Source organism: Pseudochryseolinea flava (assembly GCF_003286915.1).
In the GTDB taxonomy this organism is placed as follows: domain Bacteria; phylum Bacteroidota; class Bacteroidia; order Cytophagales; family Cyclobacteriaceae; genus Ohtaekwangia; species Ohtaekwangia flava.
The window spans coordinates 170,138-191,401 of record NZ_QMFY01000001.1; the positions used below are offsets into that span (position 1 = coordinate 170,138).

At 43.5% G+C, this 21,264-nt stretch carries 18 protein-coding genes; 4 read left to right on the plus strand and 14 right to left on the minus strand.

The window, feature by feature from the left end; all coding sequences use genetic code 11:
• Positions 1-60 precede the first annotated feature (60 nt).
• The 8 genes from DQQ10_RS00790 to DQQ10_RS00825 all read right to left on the minus strand — a co-directional run bounded on the left by DQQ10_RS00790 (position 61) and on the right by DQQ10_RS00825 (position 9,790).
• On the minus strand, positions 61-1,680 hold the full coding sequence (locus tag DQQ10_RS00790; protein ID WP_112744894.1) for an NADP-dependent glyceraldehyde-3-phosphate dehydrogenase: 1,620 nt from the start codon (positions 1,678-1,680) through the stop codon (positions 61-63).
• 9 nt (positions 1,681-1,689) lie between these two features.
• Positions 1,690-2,343 carry a deoxyribose-phosphate aldolase gene (gene deoC / locus DQQ10_RS00795; RefSeq protein ID WP_112744895.1) on the minus strand — a complete coding sequence of 218 codons (654 nt, stop codon included), beginning with the start codon at positions 2,341-2,343 and terminating at the stop codon, positions 1,690-1,692.
• A gap of 163 nt (positions 2,344-2,506) precedes the next feature.
• Complete coding sequence (locus tag DQQ10_RS00800; RefSeq protein ID WP_112744896.1) at positions 2,507-2,875, minus strand: hypothetical protein; 369 nt, start codon at positions 2,873-2,875, stop codon at positions 2,507-2,509.
• Between the two features lie 170 nt (positions 2,876-3,045).
• Positions 3,046-3,537 carry a thermonuclease family protein gene (locus DQQ10_RS00805; RefSeq protein WP_112744897.1) on the minus strand — a complete coding sequence of 164 codons (492 nt, stop codon included), beginning with the start codon at positions 3,535-3,537 and terminating at the stop codon, positions 3,046-3,048.
• Between the two features lie 236 nt (positions 3,538-3,773).
• Complete coding sequence (locus DQQ10_RS00810) at positions 3,774-7,253, minus strand: tetratricopeptide repeat protein (protein ID WP_112744898.1); 3,480 nt, start codon at positions 7,251-7,253, stop codon at positions 3,774-3,776.
• Positions 7,254-7,477: 224 nt separating this feature from the next.
• Positions 7,478-8,284, minus strand: coding sequence for an anti-sigma factor (locus tag DQQ10_RS00815; RefSeq protein WP_112744899.1), 807 nt, complete (start codon positions 8,282-8,284; stop codon positions 7,478-7,480).
• Positions 8,281-8,835, minus strand: a complete 555-nt coding sequence (locus tag DQQ10_RS00820) for an RNA polymerase sigma factor (RefSeq protein ID WP_317047920.1) — start codon at positions 8,833-8,835, stop codon at positions 8,281-8,283. Before DQQ10_RS00820 ends, DQQ10_RS00815 begins: the two co-directional genes overlap by 4 nt.
• A gap of 178 nt (positions 8,836-9,013) precedes the next feature.
• Entirely contained in the window at positions 9,014-9,790 is a 777-nt protein-coding gene (locus DQQ10_RS00825; protein WP_112744901.1) for a class I SAM-dependent methyltransferase, read from the minus strand.
• A 122-nt stretch (positions 9,791-9,912) separates the two neighbouring features.
• On the opposite strand from DQQ10_RS00825, the gene DQQ10_RS00830 reads away from it, so the two are divergent.
• Entirely contained in the window at positions 9,913-11,088 is a 1,176-nt protein-coding gene (locus DQQ10_RS00830; protein ID WP_112744902.1) for a GWxTD domain-containing protein, read from the plus strand.
• Between the two features lie 740 nt (positions 11,089-11,828).
• The gene (gene rlmB / locus DQQ10_RS00835; protein WP_112744903.1) at positions 11,829-12,578 is read left to right on the plus strand and encodes a 23S rRNA (guanosine(2251)-2'-O)-methyltransferase RlmB; all 750 of its coding nucleotides are present in this window, start codon (positions 11,829-11,831) and stop codon (positions 12,576-12,578) included.
• A gap of 91 nt (positions 12,579-12,669) precedes the next feature.
• Here the strand turns inward: rlmB and DQQ10_RS00840 are convergent, their stop codons facing one another.
• The 5 genes from DQQ10_RS00840 to rocD form a co-directional block, all read right to left on the minus strand.
• Complete coding sequence (locus DQQ10_RS00840) at positions 12,670-13,542, minus strand: energy transducer TonB (RefSeq protein WP_165823759.1); 873 nt, start codon at positions 13,540-13,542, stop codon at positions 12,670-12,672.
• Between the two features lie 63 nt (positions 13,543-13,605).
• The gene (locus tag DQQ10_RS00845) at positions 13,606-14,016 is read right to left on the minus strand and encodes an energy transducer TonB (protein WP_112744905.1); all 411 of its coding nucleotides are present in this window, start codon (positions 14,014-14,016) and stop codon (positions 13,606-13,608) included.
• An 89-nt stretch (positions 14,017-14,105) separates the two neighbouring features.
• On the minus strand, positions 14,106-14,810 hold the full coding sequence (locus tag DQQ10_RS00850; protein WP_133259500.1) for a TapB family protein: 705 nt from the start codon (positions 14,808-14,810) through the stop codon (positions 14,106-14,108).
• Positions 14,811-14,876: 66 nt separating this feature from the next.
• Complete coding sequence (locus tag DQQ10_RS00855; protein WP_133259501.1) at positions 14,877-15,566, minus strand: TapB family protein; 690 nt, start codon at positions 15,564-15,566, stop codon at positions 14,877-14,879.
• Between the two features lie 160 nt (positions 15,567-15,726).
• Positions 15,727-16,965, minus strand: coding sequence for an ornithine--oxo-acid transaminase (gene rocD, locus DQQ10_RS00860; RefSeq protein ID WP_112744908.1), 1,239 nt, complete (start codon positions 16,963-16,965; stop codon positions 15,727-15,729).
• A 211-nt stretch (positions 16,966-17,176) separates the two neighbouring features.
• On the opposite strand from rocD, the gene rmuC reads away from it, so the two are divergent.
• Positions 17,177-18,493: a DNA recombination protein RmuC gene (gene rmuC, locus DQQ10_RS00865; RefSeq protein WP_112744909.1), complete on the plus strand. Its 1,317-nt coding sequence runs from the start codon at positions 17,177-17,179 to the stop codon at positions 18,491-18,493.
• Between the two features lie 371 nt (positions 18,494-18,864).
• Here the strand turns inward: rmuC and DQQ10_RS00870 are convergent, their stop codons facing one another.
• Positions 18,865-19,962 (minus strand): redoxin domain-containing protein, encoded by a 1,098-nt coding sequence (locus DQQ10_RS00870; protein WP_245970221.1) that lies wholly within the window; start codon positions 19,960-19,962, stop codon positions 18,865-18,867.
• Positions 19,963-20,135: 173 nt separating this feature from the next.
• Between DQQ10_RS00870 and DQQ10_RS00875 the strand changes: the two genes are divergently transcribed.
• A complete protein-coding gene (locus tag DQQ10_RS00875) occupies positions 20,136-21,260 on the plus strand; it encodes a hypothetical protein (RefSeq protein ID WP_112744910.1) in 1,125 nt (374 codons plus the stop codon).
• Positions 21,261-21,264 lie beyond the last annotated feature (4 nt).

Consider the following 21,264-nt stretch of genomic DNA (forward strand, 5'->3'; position numbering starts at 1 on the left):
ATATCCTTGCGTTCCGCAGTTACCTTTCAATTAACTGCAAAAACGCAAGGATATTTTTTTCTAAAAAATGTAGTCTGTGCTTAAAAACTGTGATTCGTGATTGCGAATAATATTACTTATGATCTGTTTATTCGAATCGATATTCTTCGTCGCGACTATCGTTCTGATCGAGAACACACGGAGCGCATCGGCAATCGACAACGTTCCCTCCGCTGAATCTTTTCTTCCATTGAATGGGAAAGTATCTGGACCACGCTGACTTTGTGCGTTCAGATTGATTCTTCCAACCTGATTGGAGAATGCATCGATCAATACTGCAATTCTCTTCGACGTCGTGCCGAAAATACTTACTTGTTGTCCGAAGTTTGAGTTCACCACATAGTCAATCGCTTCTTGATCATCATCGAAAGGTACGATCGGAATAACCGGACCGAATTGCTCTTCAGCATACAACCGCATTTTTGCGTTCACCGGATATACCACCGCAGGATAAAAAAATGAGTTCAAATGTGCGCCGCCATTTTCGTTCATCACCTTTGCTCCATGCTGTTTCGCATCATCTACTAGCGCTTGTAGATATTCAACTTTACCGGGCTCTGGCAACGGCGTTAAAGCTGCGCCACTATCCCAAGGCATGCCGGGTTTCAACTTCTTTACACTATCATTAAACTTCGATATGAATTGGTCAACGACGCTGCGATGCACAAACAATATTTTAAGCGCGGTACAGCGTTGGCCATTAAAAGAGAGACTTCCTGTGATGCATTCATTTACAGCATTATCAAGATCTGCATCCGGCAATACGATGGCTGGGTTTTTCGCATCAAGTCCTAATATTGCCTTTAGACGGTGTGATTTCGGGTGAAGCTTCTTCAGTTCATTCGCGCCTTTGTTTGTTCCGATAAAAGCGAAGACATCGATTTTACCTGTTTCCATAAGCGCCCCTACTGTTTCACGTCCGCGTCCGTAAATGATATTGATTACACCTGCGGGGAAGCTTGTGCGAAAGGCTTCGATCAACGGCCTGATCAGCAGCACACCATATTTTGCAGGCTTAAATACAACCGTGTTGCCCATGATGAGTGCTGGTATCAACGTGGTGAATGTTTCGTTGAGTGGATAGTTATAAGGTCCCATACACAACGATACGCCTAGTGGCACGCGACGAATTTGCGCCATGAACCCTTGGTCTTCTGTTAACTTAGCCGACTCGCGATCAAGTTCTTTGTAAGCCTTTATCGTATCGACAATATAATCGCACGTACGATCGAATTCTTTCTCTGAATCCTTCAATGTTTTTCCAATCTCCCACATCAACAACTTGACAACGGACTCACGTTGCGCGCGCATGGCCACTAAGAATTTCTCAACGTGTTCAATACGTTCGGTAACGCTCTTCGTGGGCCACTCGCCATTTCCGAGGTTATATGCTTTCACGGCAGCATCCAACGCTTCAAGCGATTCCTTCGTTGTTAACAACGGGGTGCTTCCGATTACTTTCTGTTTGTATTCATTGCCTTCCTTTATAAAAACAGGACTCAACACTGGATTGAGATTCCCGTTCCAGATCTTCATTTCGCCATTGATAAGATATTCGCGTTGATCAACCGTCTCGTTGATTCTAAACTGCTCCGGAATGTTTTTTTCTTCCGGAAAAATCGTTGCTAAAAATTCACTCATTCTATTTGGTTATAATTTGGTTGTAGTCACAATTGAAATTCCCGACGATGTCCCGATTCTCGTAGCACCAGCGTCTATCATACTAACAGCACTTTCATATGATTTAATTCCACCCGATGCTTTTATGCCAACGCTTGCGGGTAAATTATTTTTCATAATTTTTATGTGTTCTACTTTCGCGCCATGGGGAGCAAAGCCCGTTGATGTTTTTACAAAGTCGGCACCGGCATCTGCGCAAATTTTGCACGCCTGTTCTATTTCGCTATCCGAAAGATAAGCGGTCTCAATGATTACTTTCAAAAGTTTCTGATGATCGTGCATTAGTTTGGCGCACTTCGCCACTTCAATCTTTGTCCATGGAATACCTGTTTTGAAAGATGTGATATTCCATACCATATCAACTTCATCGGCACCATTATCGATTGCGCGCTGCATTTCATCCAGCTTCGTCTCTGTCATGTTGTAGCCAAGGGGAAATCCGGCAACCGTGATCAGTGCAATTTTTGCACTGCCAATTTCCCGCTGCGCACGCTTCACCCAAAACGGAGGAACACAGATGCCGAAGAAGTTGTACTCAATAGCTTCCGCTACCAGCTCATCGATATCTTTAATGGTAAGCGTAGGACTTAGATTCGTGTGTTCGATGAAGGACGCAATGTTCATTACTACAAGTTACATGCTTGCCACTGAAATCCCAACGAGACGCCGAGTGTTACCACGATCAACGACTGTGTTCTCGTAGTTTATCCAATATTATTGGTGAAATCTACATGTCCCGTCATCGACAAATAAAAAACGCTTCCTTGTTAAAGAAGCGTTAGTATTGTTAGTGACGTATCCCACACTCTTTGCAAAACTTCATTTTGCGTGCAGATCTTTTCTTGGGTGGTCTTTTATGGCCGAAGTATGAAGGATCTGAATACTGTGGTTTCTCCATCATCTTTTCATTATGCCGTTTTGTTTTTTCCATCTGCTCACGGCGTGCATAATATTCTTGCTCTGAATCGTAAGTAGGGCCTTCATCCTTTCTCTTCGATGACTTCTTACGTGATGGCTGGTAATCTTTCTTTGGGTAATACGGCTCTAACGTATTATCGCTTTTCCGAGGGGAATCCGAGGACTTTTTCTTCTTGACAGACTGAGCCTGCGCTACACCGACTATCAGTGTAAAGCACAGCATGAGGAATAAACGCATGGCAGGTTTAAGGGACACAAATATATTAACTTGATCGAGCTGGAAAAATTATGTGCGTGTAGGTGAGCGGTTGTTTTCGTCGTTATACAGAAGTTGCTAACGATTGTAATGGTTAGCGCAATCGCTCGTTAGTCAATAACTGTAGGCGTATTCACAATTACCTTAAAAGTTTAGAGGCCTTTTGCCTCTAGCATCGTCTGCTGGCGACGATAGGTCCATGGCGGTGTCGGATTTTCAGATTGCCAAAGGCCTTTTCCTTTTTCTTGCGCCTTTAATTTGTATCCATCCAATTCCGGGTCAGAATTTTTTTCCGCTGTCCAAGCAAGCCCCTCTTTCAAGAGGTCGATACGTGGATCTTTGACGCCTTTTATTTTTACAACGGCGAGCCTATTGCCCCACCTGTCCTTCCCTTCCACTGCTATCGTCACATTTTTATGGAGAATCATTTTCTCAAGAAACGACTTTGCTTCTTCACCATATGCTTGACCGAGCTCTGGACAATCTATGCCCGTCAGCACGAGTTTATACTTCTGTTGATCTTTGCCAGCAACCTCGATGGTGTTACCATCTAAAACCGACACCACAGTGCCTTCCACTAAGTCATTTGCGCAAGCGCTAAACGCGCTCAACACCGCAAGCAAAGCCATCAATATGAATTTCATAAGCGATTCGGTTTAAACCATTTCAAAGCTGCAATCATTTCAGCAACTAATATCAGATGTTACTGCAACCGTCTTTCGTGTGTAAGAATTCAGCAGGAGTTGAAACGGATTTCAAAAAGGCTGCAAAAATTTAACCAAAACGCAGATCGTGCATTTCTAGAACGAAAAAAACATTCGCAACTTGTCTTATCGCGAATGCTTTTTATTATGGGAAGATTAGAGAATAGTTTGAGACGCTATTTGCAATAGGTATCAATCTGGAATTTTGCTTTCTGATCACCAAATTCAACGGCTTTACGCCAATCGAAGCATGCCTTTTGTTTGTCTTGCATCTGGTAGTAAAAATTACCACGTTGCTTGTAATAAGACGCATTCTTCGGTTCGAGTTTGATGGCTTCGTCCATGTCAGAAACGCCTGCACCGTAGTCATCCATGTTCGCTTTGCATGATGCGCGGTTGTAATACGCGATGGCGTCGTTAGGGTTCATATTGATTACCTTGTTGTAATCGAGGATAGCGCCTTCAAAATCTTCAAGTCCTTCTTTTACCAACGCACGATTAAAATGTGCATCAACATTTTTCGGATCAAGATCAACGGCTTTATTCAGTTCAAGTACGGCAGACTTGGGATCATCTAACGCAATGTAAGCGCGACCACGATTCAAATAAATCGCAACGGTCTTCTCTCCTCCTTTAATGGCATTTTCAAAATCACTTAAGGCACCCGTGTATTCTTCAGCTTCCATTTGCATGAGGCCACGTTTGTAAAAGACGTCTTTATCCTTAACACCCGCATCGACTAACTTATCGTAGTAGTCGCGCGCCGGCGTAAACTTTTTCACGTTGTAGTAAGAATCTCCCAACACTTTATAAAGTTCAGGCTCTGGTTTTTCGGTGAGCTTCTCCACCTCGCGATAATCTCTGATGGCTTCTTCAAACTTGTTTGACTTATAATATGCTTGTCCGCGGTTATCATACGCTTTGGTATAGTCGGGCTTACGATCTATCGCTTCTGTAAAATCCTTGATTGCAGCAGCGTTGTTGTCGGTTTTGAAATAAGCCTTACCACGATTATTGAAAAGGATGGGATCCTTAACGCCGAGTGTAATCGCTTGTGTATAATCTTCAATGGCTCCAGGTAAATTATTCAAACTAAATTTTGCATCGCCGCGATGGTAGTAGGCACTGCCAAGTTTCGGATCTTTTTCTATGGCTTCAGAGAAATCACGAATGGCTTCATCATAGCTCTTTGCATCATAGCGGCAATGACCACGCATATCGAAAGCAAGTGCATCTTTCGTACCGGTGTTGATTGCTTTATCAAGATCTGGGAATGCGCCTTTAAAATCACGCTGCTGATACTTCGCCGCACCACGGTGATAGAACAATTCGGTATCTGTCATGCCGCCGTCAATAGCTTTCGTGAAGTCGGGAATCGCTTTTTCGAAATCCTTCAGTTCGAAATAAGCGTTACCGCGTGCTGCGAGTACCTTCATATCTTTCGAACCCCCTTCTGCGGCTTTTGTTAGATCTGGCACTGCACCTTGGTAGTCTTTGGTGTTATATCGCGACAACCCAAGCATGGTATATTCATCGACGCCAGCTTCAGCACGCGCCGCTACGATGGCGAGATCGGCAATCGTTCCGGGATAGTCTGCAAGTTTATACTTTGCCGCTGCACGATTTTTCAAAGCTTGTGTATAATCCTTTTTTAAACCCAACGCGCGATCATAATCGACGATTGATTCTTTCACTTGGCCAGCGTTGAATTTCGCTTTACCACGATTATTAAAAATCACTTCATCGTTAGCTCCTAGTGTTACGGCTTTATCGTATGCTTCAATTGCGCCTGTAAAATTATTCTGCTTGAACCGTGCATTACCGAGTTGATAGTAGATGTCTTTATTTTTTGTTCCGAGCGCCGACGACTTCTCTAAATGCGGCAAAGCTTCTTTATCCTTTTGCAAGGCCATGTACGACAGCGCAAGATTTTCGTATGCAACGAGATCAGCCTTACCCTTTGCCACAACTTTCTCCAAGTCAATTGTTGTGGCATTGTAATCTTTCAGTTGGAAAGCCGATTTACCACGCTTCAAATAAATATCATCATCTTTTTCACCACCCATCTCTGCTGCAGTAAGCGCATCGATCGTTCCTTTGAAATCATTTGCATCAAATCGAAGGTAGCCTGCATACAGTGCAACTTTACTGTCCTTCACACCTGCTTGCAGCGCCTTATCTAAGTTCGGCTTCGCTTGATCTTTCTTCCCTGTGAGATAGTAGGACAAGCCAAGCATTTTTAAGAGATCAGCATTTTCACCTTCTGTCGTTTTCGATTTCTCTAAATCTGGCAGCGCTCCGGCATAGTCCTTTGTAGAAAACTTGGCTATCCCTCTATTGGCGGTAGCTTTTACAAGGTCAGGTTTAAGTTGGAGTGCCTTATCAAAATCGGGAATTGAACCTGCAAAATCATTTTGATTCATCTTCGCCTTACCGCGATTGTTAAACAAGATAGGATCGGTACTTCCTCCGGCAATCGCTTTATCATAGTATTTAACGGCATTCGGGAAATCACTCTTTAGAAATTTGATATCGCCGAGATTTTTAAACGCTTCTACATCTGTAGCACCAAGAGTGATTGCTTTCTCCAAATCTTTTACGGCATTGTCATAATCTTTCTGGTAGAAATGAGCATTGCCTTTCATCAGAAAAACTTCTTTCGACGCAACACCTGCTGTCACGGCACGACTAAACGATTCTATTGACGCGACGTACTCTTTGTTTTTATATTGACACGCTCCCAATTGATAGAACACATCTTTGTCGGTGAGTCCCATCGAAACAGCGGCGCTTAAACTCTTGGCCGCCTCTGTACATTCGCCTTGTGCCGTTAAGCTTAGGCCAAGCATTCTAAATATCTCTTTATCCTTTACGCCTTTTTGAACTACTTTCGATAGTGCATCCGAAGCAGCTTTGTTGTCTTTAAGATTGTAGTAGGCCGTTCCTACTTTCTGATAAATTTCAGTGTCGGATCTTCCACTGCTGATCAATTTCTCAAAATCAGTAATGCTTCCTTTCCAGTCTTGTACTTTATAGCGCGCTTCACCGCGATTTTCGATGGCCTTATCGTTACCCGGTCTTAGTTCAAGAGACTTATCAAAATCAGGAAGTGAGCCTTTGAAATCTTGAAGGTTAAATTTCGCCTTACCACGATTGTTATAAATGATGGCGTCTGCTTTTCCTGCAGCAACAACTTTGTCGTAATTGGTAATGGCTTCGCGATAATTATCCATGCGGAATTTAGCATTGCCCAGGTTTGTAAAAGTCTCCACACCGTTGGCACCCATCGACACCGCCTTATCGAGGTCAGTAGCGGCACCTTGATAATCATCCAAATGATACTTGGTATTTCCGCGGTGTTCAAAAAGTTCGGCCGTATTGATACGTGCCTTTACACTTTCATCGAAGTCAGCCTTAGCTTTTTCGTACTCTTTTAAATTGTAATAAGCTACACCACGTTTAAGGTAGATTTCCTTCAGTGGAAATCCGGCATTGATGAGCGACGTTAAATCTGTACTGGCGCCCGCGTAATCGGCGGACTTAAGCTTCTTTTGTGCTGCGTCCCACTGCAGTTGTTGCAGCGAATCGAGCTTAACTTGCGAAAAGGCTGGTGAAAGCAGGAATAGTAAACCGGCAATCAAAATGGATTTTCTCATGGTATGCAAATTACAAAAAGAAAGCCAAGGTTTGCAGGGTACGAATGCTGTTGCCAGTTGCCAGGGAGGCAGGTTGCCAGTTGGCGGAGTGTTTGCTAATCAGTGGAAAATAATCGCGATTTGCCGGCGACCACGTTGCCCATTACTCGTGAATATTTTTTGTGATTACGCTGCTAACCAAAACTGGAAACTGGTAACCGGAAACCGAAAACTAGCGAACCAAACTACCCCGCAACTTTCCCAGCAACCTGCATAGTCGAAAGTGTTGGCGATTCTTTTCCACCACGGGGCTCTATTGTAACAGCAAACATGGCAGCGCCATTAGCCACCTTTTTCATTTTAATAAGACCTGACATATCGGCATCAAAAACACCAGCGTCAACAGGTTTATTGTCTATAATTGCCCAGAGCTGGAACTGATTTTCTTGTGAGATCTCTTTCAAACTTTGAACATCGAGATATACCTCATTCGTGTTTTTGTTCCAATACACTGTTGCCAATGAGCCATCAGGAACGGCAGCAGGGCTCGTCATCGCTACGCGTTGGAAATCAGGATTTGAAGTGATATCAAGGTCGACTTCAATTTTATCGAGACGTTGATTTACTTGATTGTATTGTTCTGCAACACGTTCGTTTATGGCTTGTACTTCGGCAAGCTGCGTTCGCGTTTCAACCCATTGTGATCGGTACATAAACGCGAAATAAGACGCAATTAACGCTACGGTAACGGATGCTGCGGCGACCCATTTCCAAGGATTTACAGATGGCTTATCGCCATGCAACGGAATAACCTTTGCTTCTTCTTTACGCGAATCAATTTTTTCGAACAACGCATGCTTCACAGCTGCGCGCGGATTGATGGCCGCACTCATCAGCAACTGTTCCTGAACCTCTTCGATGCGTGCAAGCTCTTCCCTCAACTCAGCATAAAGGGCAAGGTTTTTCTCCACCTCGCTGCGCTCCGTTGCTGAGAGTTCTCCGAGTGCATACGCCTCTAGGATTCCGGACGATATGTATTCGTGTATGTTCACGTGAGTCCCAATGTCGTTCTTAATGTTTGCATCGCCATGCGTAGGCGTGTTTTCACCGTTCCCAACGGAATATTATACTCCTCAGCCAACTCCGACTGCGAGTATCCTTTCAAATACAAATATTCAACGACGAATTTTTGCTCCTCCGGTAGGGAATTCAACACCTCTTTTACGCCAATACCATCAATGCGCTGCTCTATATAATCTTCGCTATCGATTCTATTTACGAGATTATCGATACCGCTGGTTTTCTGTCCTTTGCTAATTTCTTTCGATCGTGTTTTATCGATAGCCTGATTGCGCGCAACATTCAATAACCACGTAAAAAGCTTTCCTTTCGAGGCCTCGTATTGATCAAACTTATCCCAAGCTTTCAGAAATACATCCTGAAGGACTTCTTCGGCAACTTCTTCCTTCTTGATGATTCTGAAGATGACGCCATACAACGCGCCGCTATAGTGGTCGTAGAGATAATCCAGCGCCGCGCGATCTTTGGCCTTTAGCCGTCTAACAAGATCGTGTTCTTCAATATGTGATTCGCCGCGGCTGATGGGTAGTCGATTTTATCCTAAGTAAGGTAAAAGAGTTGAGAGTTTAAAATCAGCTTGGAACTTCTTCAGCAATCAGGGTCACCGGTAATTCCAATAGTTGCCGTGTTAGGGCAAATCCCTCGATTCCTCGGGCCGCGCTATCCGCTATTGCAAATACCGCTTTAAAACAACGACCAAATTACTTCCTTACAATCAGCAACAAATCCAACGCATCTTTCGCATCGTCTACTACAATGTAGTCGCTATGATGAATGTCAGACACAAGTTTGTTATCGCCCGACTGAAGTTTGTTACGGTTGTAACGATTCAAGATCTCGTACGGAATTCTCAGGATTGATGCCGGGAGACGATATTGCAAATTGAATATATCAAAACGTGTAATCTTCTCTACCGACTTTTTATTCTCTTGATAGTAGCTCATCACTTTATTGTTGCCTGTGATGCCCTTCATTTCCACCGACGGAAATATTCTCTTGGCGAGGTCCGCTAATTCTTGTGGCAGATATTCACGAATGTGCCACGGGTTTCTCGACAACGACATTTTGCGATTCGGTGTCGTAATCAATGCAACACCACCTGGTTTAAGTACGCGGTGAATTTCCTTGAGGTACAGAAAGTCATTTTGAATGTGCTCGATTACTTGAAAACTAAAGATGCTGTCGAAAGTATTATCGTTCAGGCCAGAAAGCGGCGGGATATTCATACTCATGAACTTGCCAGCAGGAAAACGCTGCTGAAGTTCATCTATTACTGGCTTGATCTTATCTACTGCCGTAAATGATTTCGCTTTCTTCATTAACGTCTCTACACCGCGACCTTCGCCACAGCCAACTTCCAAAACATCGCCCGACACATAGTCTTCCGCCACAACATAAGCCTTAAACAATCGTTGATGAATAGGATTATCGGAGGCAATTTGCTCGCTCGCGATCTCGGTAGTATAAACTTTAGCCATATCGGCGGCAAAAATAAGGAATCTCTACATATTTAGAGGCCAATTATAGCAATCGAAGCGATAAAGAATTACCTCAGATTTATCCTTTGTTTTTTACTGTATCGGCCAATATTTTTACATCCATGCGATCTTTTTATACGACTATTCTTCTACTCGCCATAACGATGGCAGTGCAGGCGCAAACGTTACGCGACATTAACTACCGGTATCTCTACAATCCCGAAGAACCATTCACCTTCCAGATGCATCCCATTCGAACAAATGATGGCTGGACGACATTATTCAAGCTAACCCTACGCGACTCGTTGGCGGACCCGAAAGAATATAATATCCAATGGGAAATCAGAACGGACTTATCTGACAAGGAAGGAAAACAAGTCACTGCCGACACTATCGGCACTGCGTACCGTGTACAAAAGCATGGCTTCCGTGGTCAAGTCAATACAGCCTTCCAAACTGGCAAGGTCTACCTTACTGCAAAAGTTGTTCATCCTGGTCAGAAAAGGGCTTGGTATTTCTATCAATTCCTTGCTGAAAACCTTTCAACGAATTGTTACATTCAAAGCAACGGTCAGGCTATACTCGATGCGTATCTAAAAAAAGAAACGCCATTTCAAATTGCAGGCACAGGGGCATCATCGATCATCACCTACTATCGCGATCCTTTTCCCGCAGCTGCGCCACCATTCTCCGAATCGCAAGCGCGCGTCGCCAAACGTATTCAAGCTGACTCCATCTTTCAGTGGCAAGCCGGTATAACGTCGTCGCTAAAAAGCAAAGGGCTTTATCTCGTTCAGCAAGATACCGCATCACAAAACGGCATAGCCTTTCGCATCGAAGACGATTATCCTCGTTTAGGGAAAGTTGAAAGCTTGGCCGATCCACTGGTTTATATCTGCACAAAAGACGAATTCATCAGAGTGAAGATGGCCAAAGGAGATAAGAAGGCGTTCGACAAAATCATTCTCCAAATCACGGGCGATGCTGAAAGAGCAAAGACTTTATTCAGAAGTTATTTCCGCCGCGTCGAGCTCGCGAACGATTATTTTTCATCTTACAAAGAAGGCTGGAAAACTGACCGTGGAATGTGCTTCATCATCTTTGGATTACCAGAACAGGTATTCAAATTTGAAGACCGCGAAGTTTGGGTCTATAAGCAAGATGACTTCAAGCTGAATCTCAATTTCACACGCTCATCTACCTTGTTCGATCCTGACAATTTCGTTCTCACACGCGCTAAACGCTTCAATGAACTCTGGTTCTCGACAATTGATTTGTGGCGGAATGCGAGATTCTAGAGATGAGGTGAGTAAAAGTGTTCAAGTGTTCAAGTGTTCAAGTGTTCAAGTGTTCGAGTGTTCGAGTAGTGCAGGTGTTCAAGTGTTCGAGTGTTAAAGTGTTCAAGGGGAATATAACGGCATCTTTGAAAGAGCCAGCGGCCAGTACCATAACCCTGTGGCTGTTTTCTCGTAGCTCGCAACTCAAAACTCGCAGCTAAATAAAGTGTTCAAGTGTTCGCGTGTTAAAGTGTTCAAGAAATGCAATTGCATCTTTAAGGAAGCATAGTTTTTTTCGCTTGCCTCGTAGCTATTCCAGCCAGAAACCAGTAGCTCTTTTCTCGTAGCTCGCAACTCGCAGCTCGCAGCTAAATAAAGTGTTCAAGTGTTCGGGTGTTAAAGTGTTCAAGGGAATCGTAGCTATTCCAGTAGCTCTTTTCTCGTAGCTCGCAACTCAAAACTCGCAGCTAAATAAAGTGTTCAAGTGTTCGAGTGTTAAAGTGTTCAAGGGAATCGTAGCTATCCAATAGCTCTTTTCTCGTAGCTCGCAACTCAAAACTCGCAGCTAAATAAAGTGTTCAAGTGTTCGAGTGTTAAAGTGTTCAAGGGAATCGTCGCTATCCAATAGCTCTTTTCTCGTAGCTCGCAACTCAAAAGTCGCAGCTATTTTAGCATGAATAGATTACCAAATTAATGCTAGCTTCTCGCCAGTAGCAATAACGGTCGCAAATTGTTATTTTCGCGGCTGATAATACTTTACAATGGAAAAAGCGGATATGATCTATGGTACACGCGCGGTGATTGAAGCCATCGTTGCTGGAAAAACCATCGAGAAAGTGATGGTGCAGAGTGGAATGAACAATGATCTCATCCGCGAACTCATTCAAGTAGCACGCGAGCATAAAGTGCATGTCACGTTTATCCCGCCGGAAAAATTCAAGAAGATCTCCGCGAAGAATCACCAAGGTGTCATTTGTATTTTATCGGCGGTCAACTACGCATCCGTCGAGAATATGATCGACAAAGCTTTTAGCGAAGGACGCGAACCCTTCTTGCTACTACTGGATCGCATCACAGACGTAAGAAATTTTGGCGCCATTGCACGCACCGCCGAGTGCGCGGGTGTCGACGCGATTGTTGTTCCTGATAAAGGTAATGCACCCATCACGAGCGATGCCATGAAAACTTCCGCCGGTGCGTTAAACCATATCACGGTTTGCAAGGAACGCGATTTGAAACGCACCATGAAAACACTTCGAGAAAGTGGTATTCGTGTAATTGCCTGTACCGAGAAAACAGATAAGAACATTTATGACATTAATCTGAGCGGTCCCATTGCCATCATCATGGGATCTGAAGAAGATGGTATTTCAGATACACTTCTTCGCGATGCGGATGAGTTGGCAAGAATTCCTTTGCATGGGAAAATTGAATCGCTCAACGTATCGGTTGCTGCTGGTGTAGCAATGTATGAAGTGATCCGACAGCGAGGAAAAGAAAAGTCAGCCTAAAAAAGCTGACTTTAGCACGCATACTTTTTTCATTTATCTGTCTTCGTCTCACCCTCATTTGTAGGTCAAGTAAAAGACTCATCTTTCATTTTTACTTCTTTTCTTCCGGCAATTTAAACTTCACGGGAAGTACAAATTTTGTTCGTACAACCTTCCCCTGGTTCGAACCCGGCGTCCACTTGGGAAGCGTTGAAAGAACTCTAATGGCTTCTTTGTCCAACAATTCAGAAGCACTTTTCTTTACAACCTGAAAGTCCACCAACGAACCATCCTTATTAACAACAAAAATGACGAACACAGTACCTTCAACGCGATCCTTCAGTGCTTTCTTCGGATACTTCAAGTTGTCTTTTATTGTTTGATTCAACTTGGCCATTCCTTCTACTGGCTGCGGTGGTGTATCAACAACTGTGTAAATATGATTTTCATCGTAAGTCTCTTCTACCACAGGCGCAGGCTCATCAAACGATATTTCGTCAACACCCCTGACGTTTTCGGTACCAACTGCTGGTCTCTTCTCTTCTTCTGGTATTTCAAATTTTATGGGCAACACATAACGTGTGTCGACTTGCTTTCCATTTTTCATACCAGGCTTCCATTTGGGCATCAACGAAACAATCCGCAATGCTTCTTGATCACATTCCGGCGTTAATCCCTTGATGATCTTCGCATCGCTTAAACTGCCATCTTTTTTTGACACAACAAAACCAACAAATACTTTTCCTTCCTGACCTTGTAATTTGGCAACCGCTGGGTATTCCATCGTTTTCTTGATGAACCGGTCCATCGCAACGGTACCACCGGGATATTCTGCAGCAATTTCTACCGAGGTGAAAACAGTATTCTCTTCATCAGCCGTTGCTGTTTCCTTCTTTTCAACAACTATATCTTTTTTATCTTCCACTTGCGCATACGTGGAAAGCATCGTTAGTACTAATATTACCAGGAAAGTGTATTTTATCATACTTCTTGAATTTACGTGCATATAACGATCGTTCGAATTAGCTCATCGCCAGTGGAGACAAGGCTAGTTTGTCTTTAATTTCTTAGGTAGTCCGGTCAATTTAAAATTTATGGGACACACGTACTTAACCTTAACCGGCACGCCATCCTGATAGCCCGGCTTCCATGTCGGCATCAATTTAATGACACGCTCGGCCTCTGCATCGAGCAAAGTGCTAACGCCCTTTATCGTTCGGACACTTGTAATTTCTCCGGTCTCTGTGATCACAAATCCTACATAGACCATTCCTACTTCTCCTTTTTTTCGGGATTCTTTGGGGTAAGAAATATTTTGCGAGAGGAATTCCAGCATCTTACTCTGGCCGCCAGGATATTCTGGCATTTGTTCAACAACTGCAAAAATTTCGTCTGATGTTGTTTGTGAAAAAACTGTTGTGCCCGCGATCAGGCAAATAAGAAGTGCCAAGTATTTCATAACGTTAAATTGGGTTTACAAAGATAAACTAGCCGATACCAACTTTACTATTCGCACCCTTTATTTTATCGCGTCGACATTACCAAACATTATTTACTGACACTCAGCTTTGTCAGCTTCCAAGAAGAAACGTTCTTGTCCTTCTTATATACTTCAGATTTTACAACACCAAAGCCAGGCACAAACCACTCTATTAATTTTTGTTCCACGGGCGCATAATCGAGTTTATTATCCAGCGTCGTTCGACTTGTAATCTTGTATGCACTGAACGTACCAGCTGGCGTTGTCACCTCTTCTTTCATTTCAACTACGCGGCTTTCGATGGTAAATGTGGCCGTTGTTCCAACTTGATTATTTTTCGCCACCGCCGGACCAGCTTGCGTTGCTACCTTCGGCGCTTTTACCGCTACATACACGATCGTGGCGCGACGCAATTCTTGTCCAACTTCTAATCCTTTAGGATAAGCAATGAAAGATGGCTCTGTGCGCCACTTGTACGAAAAATCATCCCGCATCATGAAGTAATTTTTCATATCAACAAACAAGGTATCATGACGATCATGATTGGTCATGTCTATTTTCCTGGTTTGCTTTCCCTTCGCATCAAAACTTGTTGTTGTTATACGAATCTCTTTTTTGACGGTATCAACACGAACGACTTTATATGTAATGCGCTCGACTAACTTTCCTTTTTCGTTGTGCGTTTCTTTTTCCCACGTATTTCCCTCGCGAAACGTTGTTTGCGCACTCATGGATGACATCACAAAGAGAAAGAGGATAAAACAATATTTCATATCTGACCGTGCTTGTTAAATAACATGTAAAGATAAAATTTGATTTTATTCTTTCTTAGTCCATCCTCACGTCCTTTTTGTTAACACCGTCGAGCCATTGAGCTTACCATTCTTGTTATAGGACTCTGTCTTCACCATGCCAACCTTTGGCGCAAGCCATTCTACAGTTGAAAACTCAAACGTCATGTTAATACCCATTTGATTTTTGAACGTTCCCTTGCTGGTGATTTTATAACAATCGAATGTACCCGCCGGCGTAGTGACTGACTCTTTCGCCTCCACTTTTCGATCGGTGATGTTTACCGTCATCTTCATCGGCATCGGCGCGTTGGTAGCCGTTAGCGTAACTGTTCCGTTCTTTAACGTTTGTCCTACTGATAACGCGCTTGGCAATTCAAGATTTTCCGATTCCACCTTAAGCTCATAACTCTGCAACGCTTTCATTTGATCTTCATTGATGAAATTTCGCATGTCGATGTAAACCGTACCGCCCGCGCACTTAAGTTCAAGATCGCCCTTCATCAATTCTTTTCCCTTTTCATTTAAGGTCGTACTGTTGATGGTTGCTGTAAACCCACTTGCCGTACCATTGTACTGTATTACCCTTTGCTGATTTTTTCCCGTGAGCTTACCCTTGCCGTTGTATGTTTCCATTTCCCAGTAGCTACCATTTTGAATCGGGTAAAACTGATTGCATTGCGCTGCCGCAGAAGAAATTATAGCGATAGCCATAAGCATTGTTACAAGTATTTTCATAGCGTCGGTATTTTTGTTGAGACTAAAGACGCCATTATTGCGGTAAAATGGTACCGGGTTATCACCCATTGTGTCCTATCACAAACAGGCGTGGTAAGCATAGCGCAAAAAAAAATGCAGCACGGACGTACTGCATTTTATATTTCATTCGGAAATAATTCTATTTCTTGAACGCGAGCACGCACCGTTCGATGATGTCACAGCATTCGTGAACTTGCTCTTCTGTGATTACCAGTGGTGGCGCCAAACGAATAATGTTGCCATGCGTAGGTTTTGCAAGCAGTCCATTTTTACTGAACTCAATACAAAGTTTCCACGCTGTATCACTTGAAGGCGAATCGTTTATCACGATAGCATTCAACAAACCTTTTCCGCGCACGAGCGTGATCAAATCAGATTTCACAATCAACGACTGCATGCGTTCGCGGAAGATTCTTCCTAAGCGTGTTGCATTTTCTGCAAGGTGCTCGTCTTGCACAACTTGTAGCGCCTCCATACAGACCACGGCCGCCAATGGATTTCCGCCAAACGTAGAACCATGTTCTCCAGGTTTGATCACCAACATGATTTCATCATCGGCGAGCACACAAGATACCGGCAGTACGCCGCCAGATAACGCCTTGCCTAAAATCAAAATATCTGCGCGAACATCTTCATGATCGGATGCCAACATTTCGCCAGTTCGTGCAATACCGGTTTGTATTTCGTCCATCATGAGAAGGACGTTATGCTTGCGGCACAATTTCTCTGCTGCTTTCAGATAACCATCTGATGGAATGTAAACACCGGCCTCACCTTGTATCGGCTCAATCCATAAGGCGCAGACGTCCGGATTCGCGAGCGCACGTTCCATCTCTGCAAGGTTATCGTATTCGATAATCTCAAAGCCGGGCATGAACGGACCAAATCCGTTACGTGAATCCTGATCTGTAGAAGCAGAAATTATCGTTGTGGTGCGACCGTGAAAGTTACGTGTTGCTGCGACAATAACAGCCTGATTATTCGGGATACCTTTTTTTGTATAGCCCCATTTGCGAGCAAGTTTGATAGCTGTCTCATTGGCTTCAGCACCGCTGTTCATAAACAACGATTTTTGATAGCCAAACATGTCGCAAATAAATTTCTCTGCTAGTCCAAGCTTGTCGTTATGAAATGCACGCGAAGTAAGCGTCAATTCTTTTGCTTGATCAATTAATGCCTGAACGATTCGCGGATGACAGTGACCTTGGTTAACAGCGCTGTATGCCGATAGGAAGTCATAGTAGCGCTTTCCTTCAACGTCCCACAAGAAAACACCTTCGCCTTTGCTTAGGACGACGGGCAGCGGATGGTAATTATGCGCGCCATACTTGTCTTCCAATGCGATTGCCTCACGGCTCGATGTTATTGATTCTACCATACTGAGTGTATTTTTTTTCCAAAGCGAACTGCAAAGTTAACCAAACATGCCGGAAAACCCTAGCTGTTTTCACCGGAACGAAGAAGGCAAACAAATTGTTTATTTAAACTTTAATTTCGAACCTTTTTGATGATGCTGTATTGATAGATTTTTAATTCGATGCGAATAAAATGAAAGATTGCTACGTTCAAGAAATGAATACCTTTGCTTTATGGAATTCATTTTTTTAGCGCTCGGGGTCGGCACCGGCCTATTGTTGGGATGGTTTATTGCGCGGGCCAAGTCTGCACGTGATGTTAATGCCACGCAAGCAGGGCTTTTGGTAGAGCAAGAAAAAACAAAAAGTCTTTCATTACAGATTGCCGATATCAAACAAGAGCTGCAGTCAGCGCGACATCAACTGCTTGAGTCTAATAACGCATTGGCGGCCACAGAAGCCGACTACCGTAATTTGCAGGAGAAGTTACTCGATCAAAAACGAGAGCTTGAGTCAACCCACGAGAAGTTAGCACTGCAATTCAAGAATCTTGCAAATGAAATTTTTGAAGAGAAGAGCAAGAAGTTCACCGAGCAGAATAAGACACACATCTTCGATTTACTAAAACCGCTCGGCGAAAAAATTATTGACTTCGAAAAGAAGGTTGAAGAGACGCACAAAGACTCGATCTCCAGAAATTCAGCCCTCAAAGAACAGCTGGAGAATTTGCAACGGCTGAACGTCCAAATGACGCGTGAAGCCGAGAATCTTACAAAGGCGCTCCGTGGTGATTCTCAAACACAAGGTGCATGGGGTGAATTTATTTTGGAAAGTATCCTCGAGAAATCAGGGTTGGAACGCGACCGCGAATTCTTCGTACAAGAATCTTTTACCACTGCAGAAGGAAGACTTAGACCAGATGTTGTCATTCGTCTTCCGGAAAAGAAACACGTCATTATCGATTCGAAAGTAAGCTTAACAGCGTATAACAATTTCGTGAATGCTGTAACCGACGAAGACAAAATTGTATTTCTGAAAAGCCACTTGACTTCTGTTCGCCAGCACATGCGTTCTTTAGGCGACAAGAACTATCACAAGCATATCAGTGAAAGTAGTCTAGATTTTGTGATCATGTTTATTCCGATCGAACCTGCTTACATACTTGCAATACAAACTGAAAAGACTTTGTATGAGGAGGCCCTTGAACGACGTATTGTATTTGTGAGTCCGTCGTTGCTCATTCCGTCGCTGCAATTGATTAAGAATACTTGGAAACAAGAATATCAAACACGACACGTACTTGACATTGCAAATAAAGCTGGCGACTTGTATGATAAGTTTGTTGGCTTCACCGAAGATCTGATTACGCTAGGAAGGCACCTTGACACCTCAAAGAAGATGTATGAAGAATCGATGAAGAAACTTTCTATCGGCAGTGGAAATCTGGTACGTCGCGTAGAAGATCTTAAGAAACTCGGCGCAAAAGCGAGTAAGAGTATCGATCCGGGTTTACTGAAGCGATCGGAGGATCAGGGTGATCTTTTTGGGTAGGGCGTTAATCGTTAATCGTTAATCGTTAATCGTTAATCGTTTAAAGTTTGCAGAATTCGGTTCGCCAAAAAGAGCACGAGGAACACAACGCGGTACTTCGGCATTCCATTGTGAACATTGTGTTCTTCGTGGCTAAACTTATACACGCTCAGTAGATACCAGAATTCATTTCGCAACGAAGAGCACGAGGAACACAAGGCGGAACTTCGGAATTTACTTGTCGACGAGGTCACAAGCTAACCCGTAGACCTCGGACTGAAGTCCGAGGAAACATGAGTGCGAAATCCTACGGACTAAAGTCCGAGGCTATAGGGCTCAACAAGATTCTTTTTACGTCAACACCTCAACACATCAACACGTCCACAATCAAATCAATATATCCTGCCAATATGTTCGACGATGATTTTTTTAAGTTCGAGCGCATCGATTAAACCGGGTTTGCCGTAGATGATCTTTCCGCCAGGGGCAATAAACAGCGTATAGGGTAATGCGCCTTGCCAGTTCTTGTCAAGTGCTTCGATGAAGGCGTACTTGTTGCCGTTGAAAATGAAGTTTTTCATTGATGCTTGTTTCCGGGTAAGGAAATTCAATGCATTTGTTTTCTTTTCAAGATTATCCATACTGATCGTGATGAGTTCAAACTCGCGATTGCGATACATACGATTCATGTTCACGAATTCGGGAAACTCAGTAACACATGGTCCGCACCAGGTAGCCCACACGTTGATGAGCTTGTAATTTTGTCCCTCGTTTTTGAGTAAGGTGCTCAGTTGCTCAACCGTCAGTTCATCAAGCGCTACTTTTTCAGCGGCCCATTCATCTATTGCTTTGGCCGCATAGTCGCGTTTGTCAGGCCATTTGATAGAGCATCCGAATGTTTTAGTTTTTTCTACTGTTACTGGTTTACCTGCTAGCATTGCATCGATCGCTGCTTTTGCATCGTGCGTTTTAGCAGACCCGGGCTTTTCGCCGTCGTCAATTCTGCCTGTATAACGTAGTGTACGATTCGCATCGAATATAAAAACATGGGGCGTGGCCTGTGGTCCATATTTGATAGATGCCTCCGAGTTTTCGCCATCATAGAGATAGGGAAAATTAAAAGCGTGATCCTTCGCCCGTATCTTCATTTCGTCGAAGCTGTCGCTCACGTCAGTATAACCAAGTTCGTCTAACCGCACACTCATGGGGTCATTGGGAGATATGGCAATTACAGAAACACCTTTAGATTTGTAGTCGATCACCATCTGCTTGATCCGCGCTTCATAAGCTTGCGCCGTTGGGCAGTGATTGCACGTAAACACGATGACGAGGATTTTAGCATCGGCGAAATCCTTCAACGTGTATGTTCTGCCGTCGACACCAGGCAAGGAAAAGTCTGGTGCTTTGGCACCGATCGCCAACGGTTGTGGATCGATGCAAAAAGCTAAGGAGGCGATGAACAGCGAAAAGATGGTGAGCATTGTTTTCATAGCGTGAACATTTGATTAACGACTGGTGAATTTAACGATAAAATCATCAACTATTTTTCGTCATTTTGTTAACGATATGAGGACACTTTTATTTAAGTTTAAAAATTGTTGACGAAATTTTCTCCGTTGAAACATTTGTCCGCAAAGGTCATATTATAAACAATCAACCCTCTATGAACACCACTCCAATCTTTCATCGCACGTTGTGGGGAAACTTGCAGTCGCGTATGGACAGTTCGTATTGGCCCACTGCCACCGATGCGTGGAAGGAAGGTCGATACCTCGATTCTTTTTTTGCCGTTCTTGATTACATCAATCCTACGCTACGGAAGACGCGTGGCAACACTACCCAAAGCGATTTCAGTATTCCGCATGGATCTGTCGTCGTGAATCTTTCTATTAAGAATGATTCCCTTTATGTACATACGCCGTTTGTCAGTACTGCCGGCGCGTTACGAGTGCCGTTGTTACGTCGCGTAGCGGAATTAAATTTTTATCCGCTCGGTCTATCGCAAATTAAGCTTGAGGGAGAAAATCTCAACTTCCATTATCAATGCACCTTGGATACGTGCGAGCCTTTTAAGATCTACTATGTGCTGAAGGAAATTTGTAAAACCGCAGACCAGTACGATGATGACTTCCGCGAGAAATTTAAGACTAAAAATTTAGTTGAGCCGAAAGTGACGCCGTGTACGCCTCAAGAAGCAGAACAAGCATGGAAGACTCTTCAAGATATTATTACAGACACGCTAAATTTTGCAAACTACTTCGACAGTCAGCGCTGGTACAATCAAACTTTTGATATTCTGAACATCGGTTTAAAGCGGATTGATTTCGCTGTTCAGCCGCAGGGATTTCTGAAGAATGAAATCGAGCGTGTAAACGCAGAGATGGGAAATCAAAATGCAAACGTGATGGACCGCAATAAATATGCGCGTACGTTACTTGCGCAATTCCAACAACTCACGAAAGAAAAACTGGCAGAGAGTCTTTATAAGACAGAGGTCTTTGTTCCTGAAAAATGGAATTTGAATCTCGAAAGCACCCAGAAGAATTTAGAAGGGTTTGGCAACAATGCACGCAAGTATTTGAATGAGCAAAATTATATCATGGCGGTGATGGAGTGTATGTACGCATTCTACAATTTGTACTACAGCAACTACGTCGAGAAACGCATCTCCGATGAAATCAACGCGGGCCTTGAGGCAGCATCAGGTAAATCGTGGCAAGAAGCTGCGCCTGCGCTTGTTGGTGCGCTGAATAATGTAATGAGCGGAATATTCACTGTTAAAGCCTGATCAC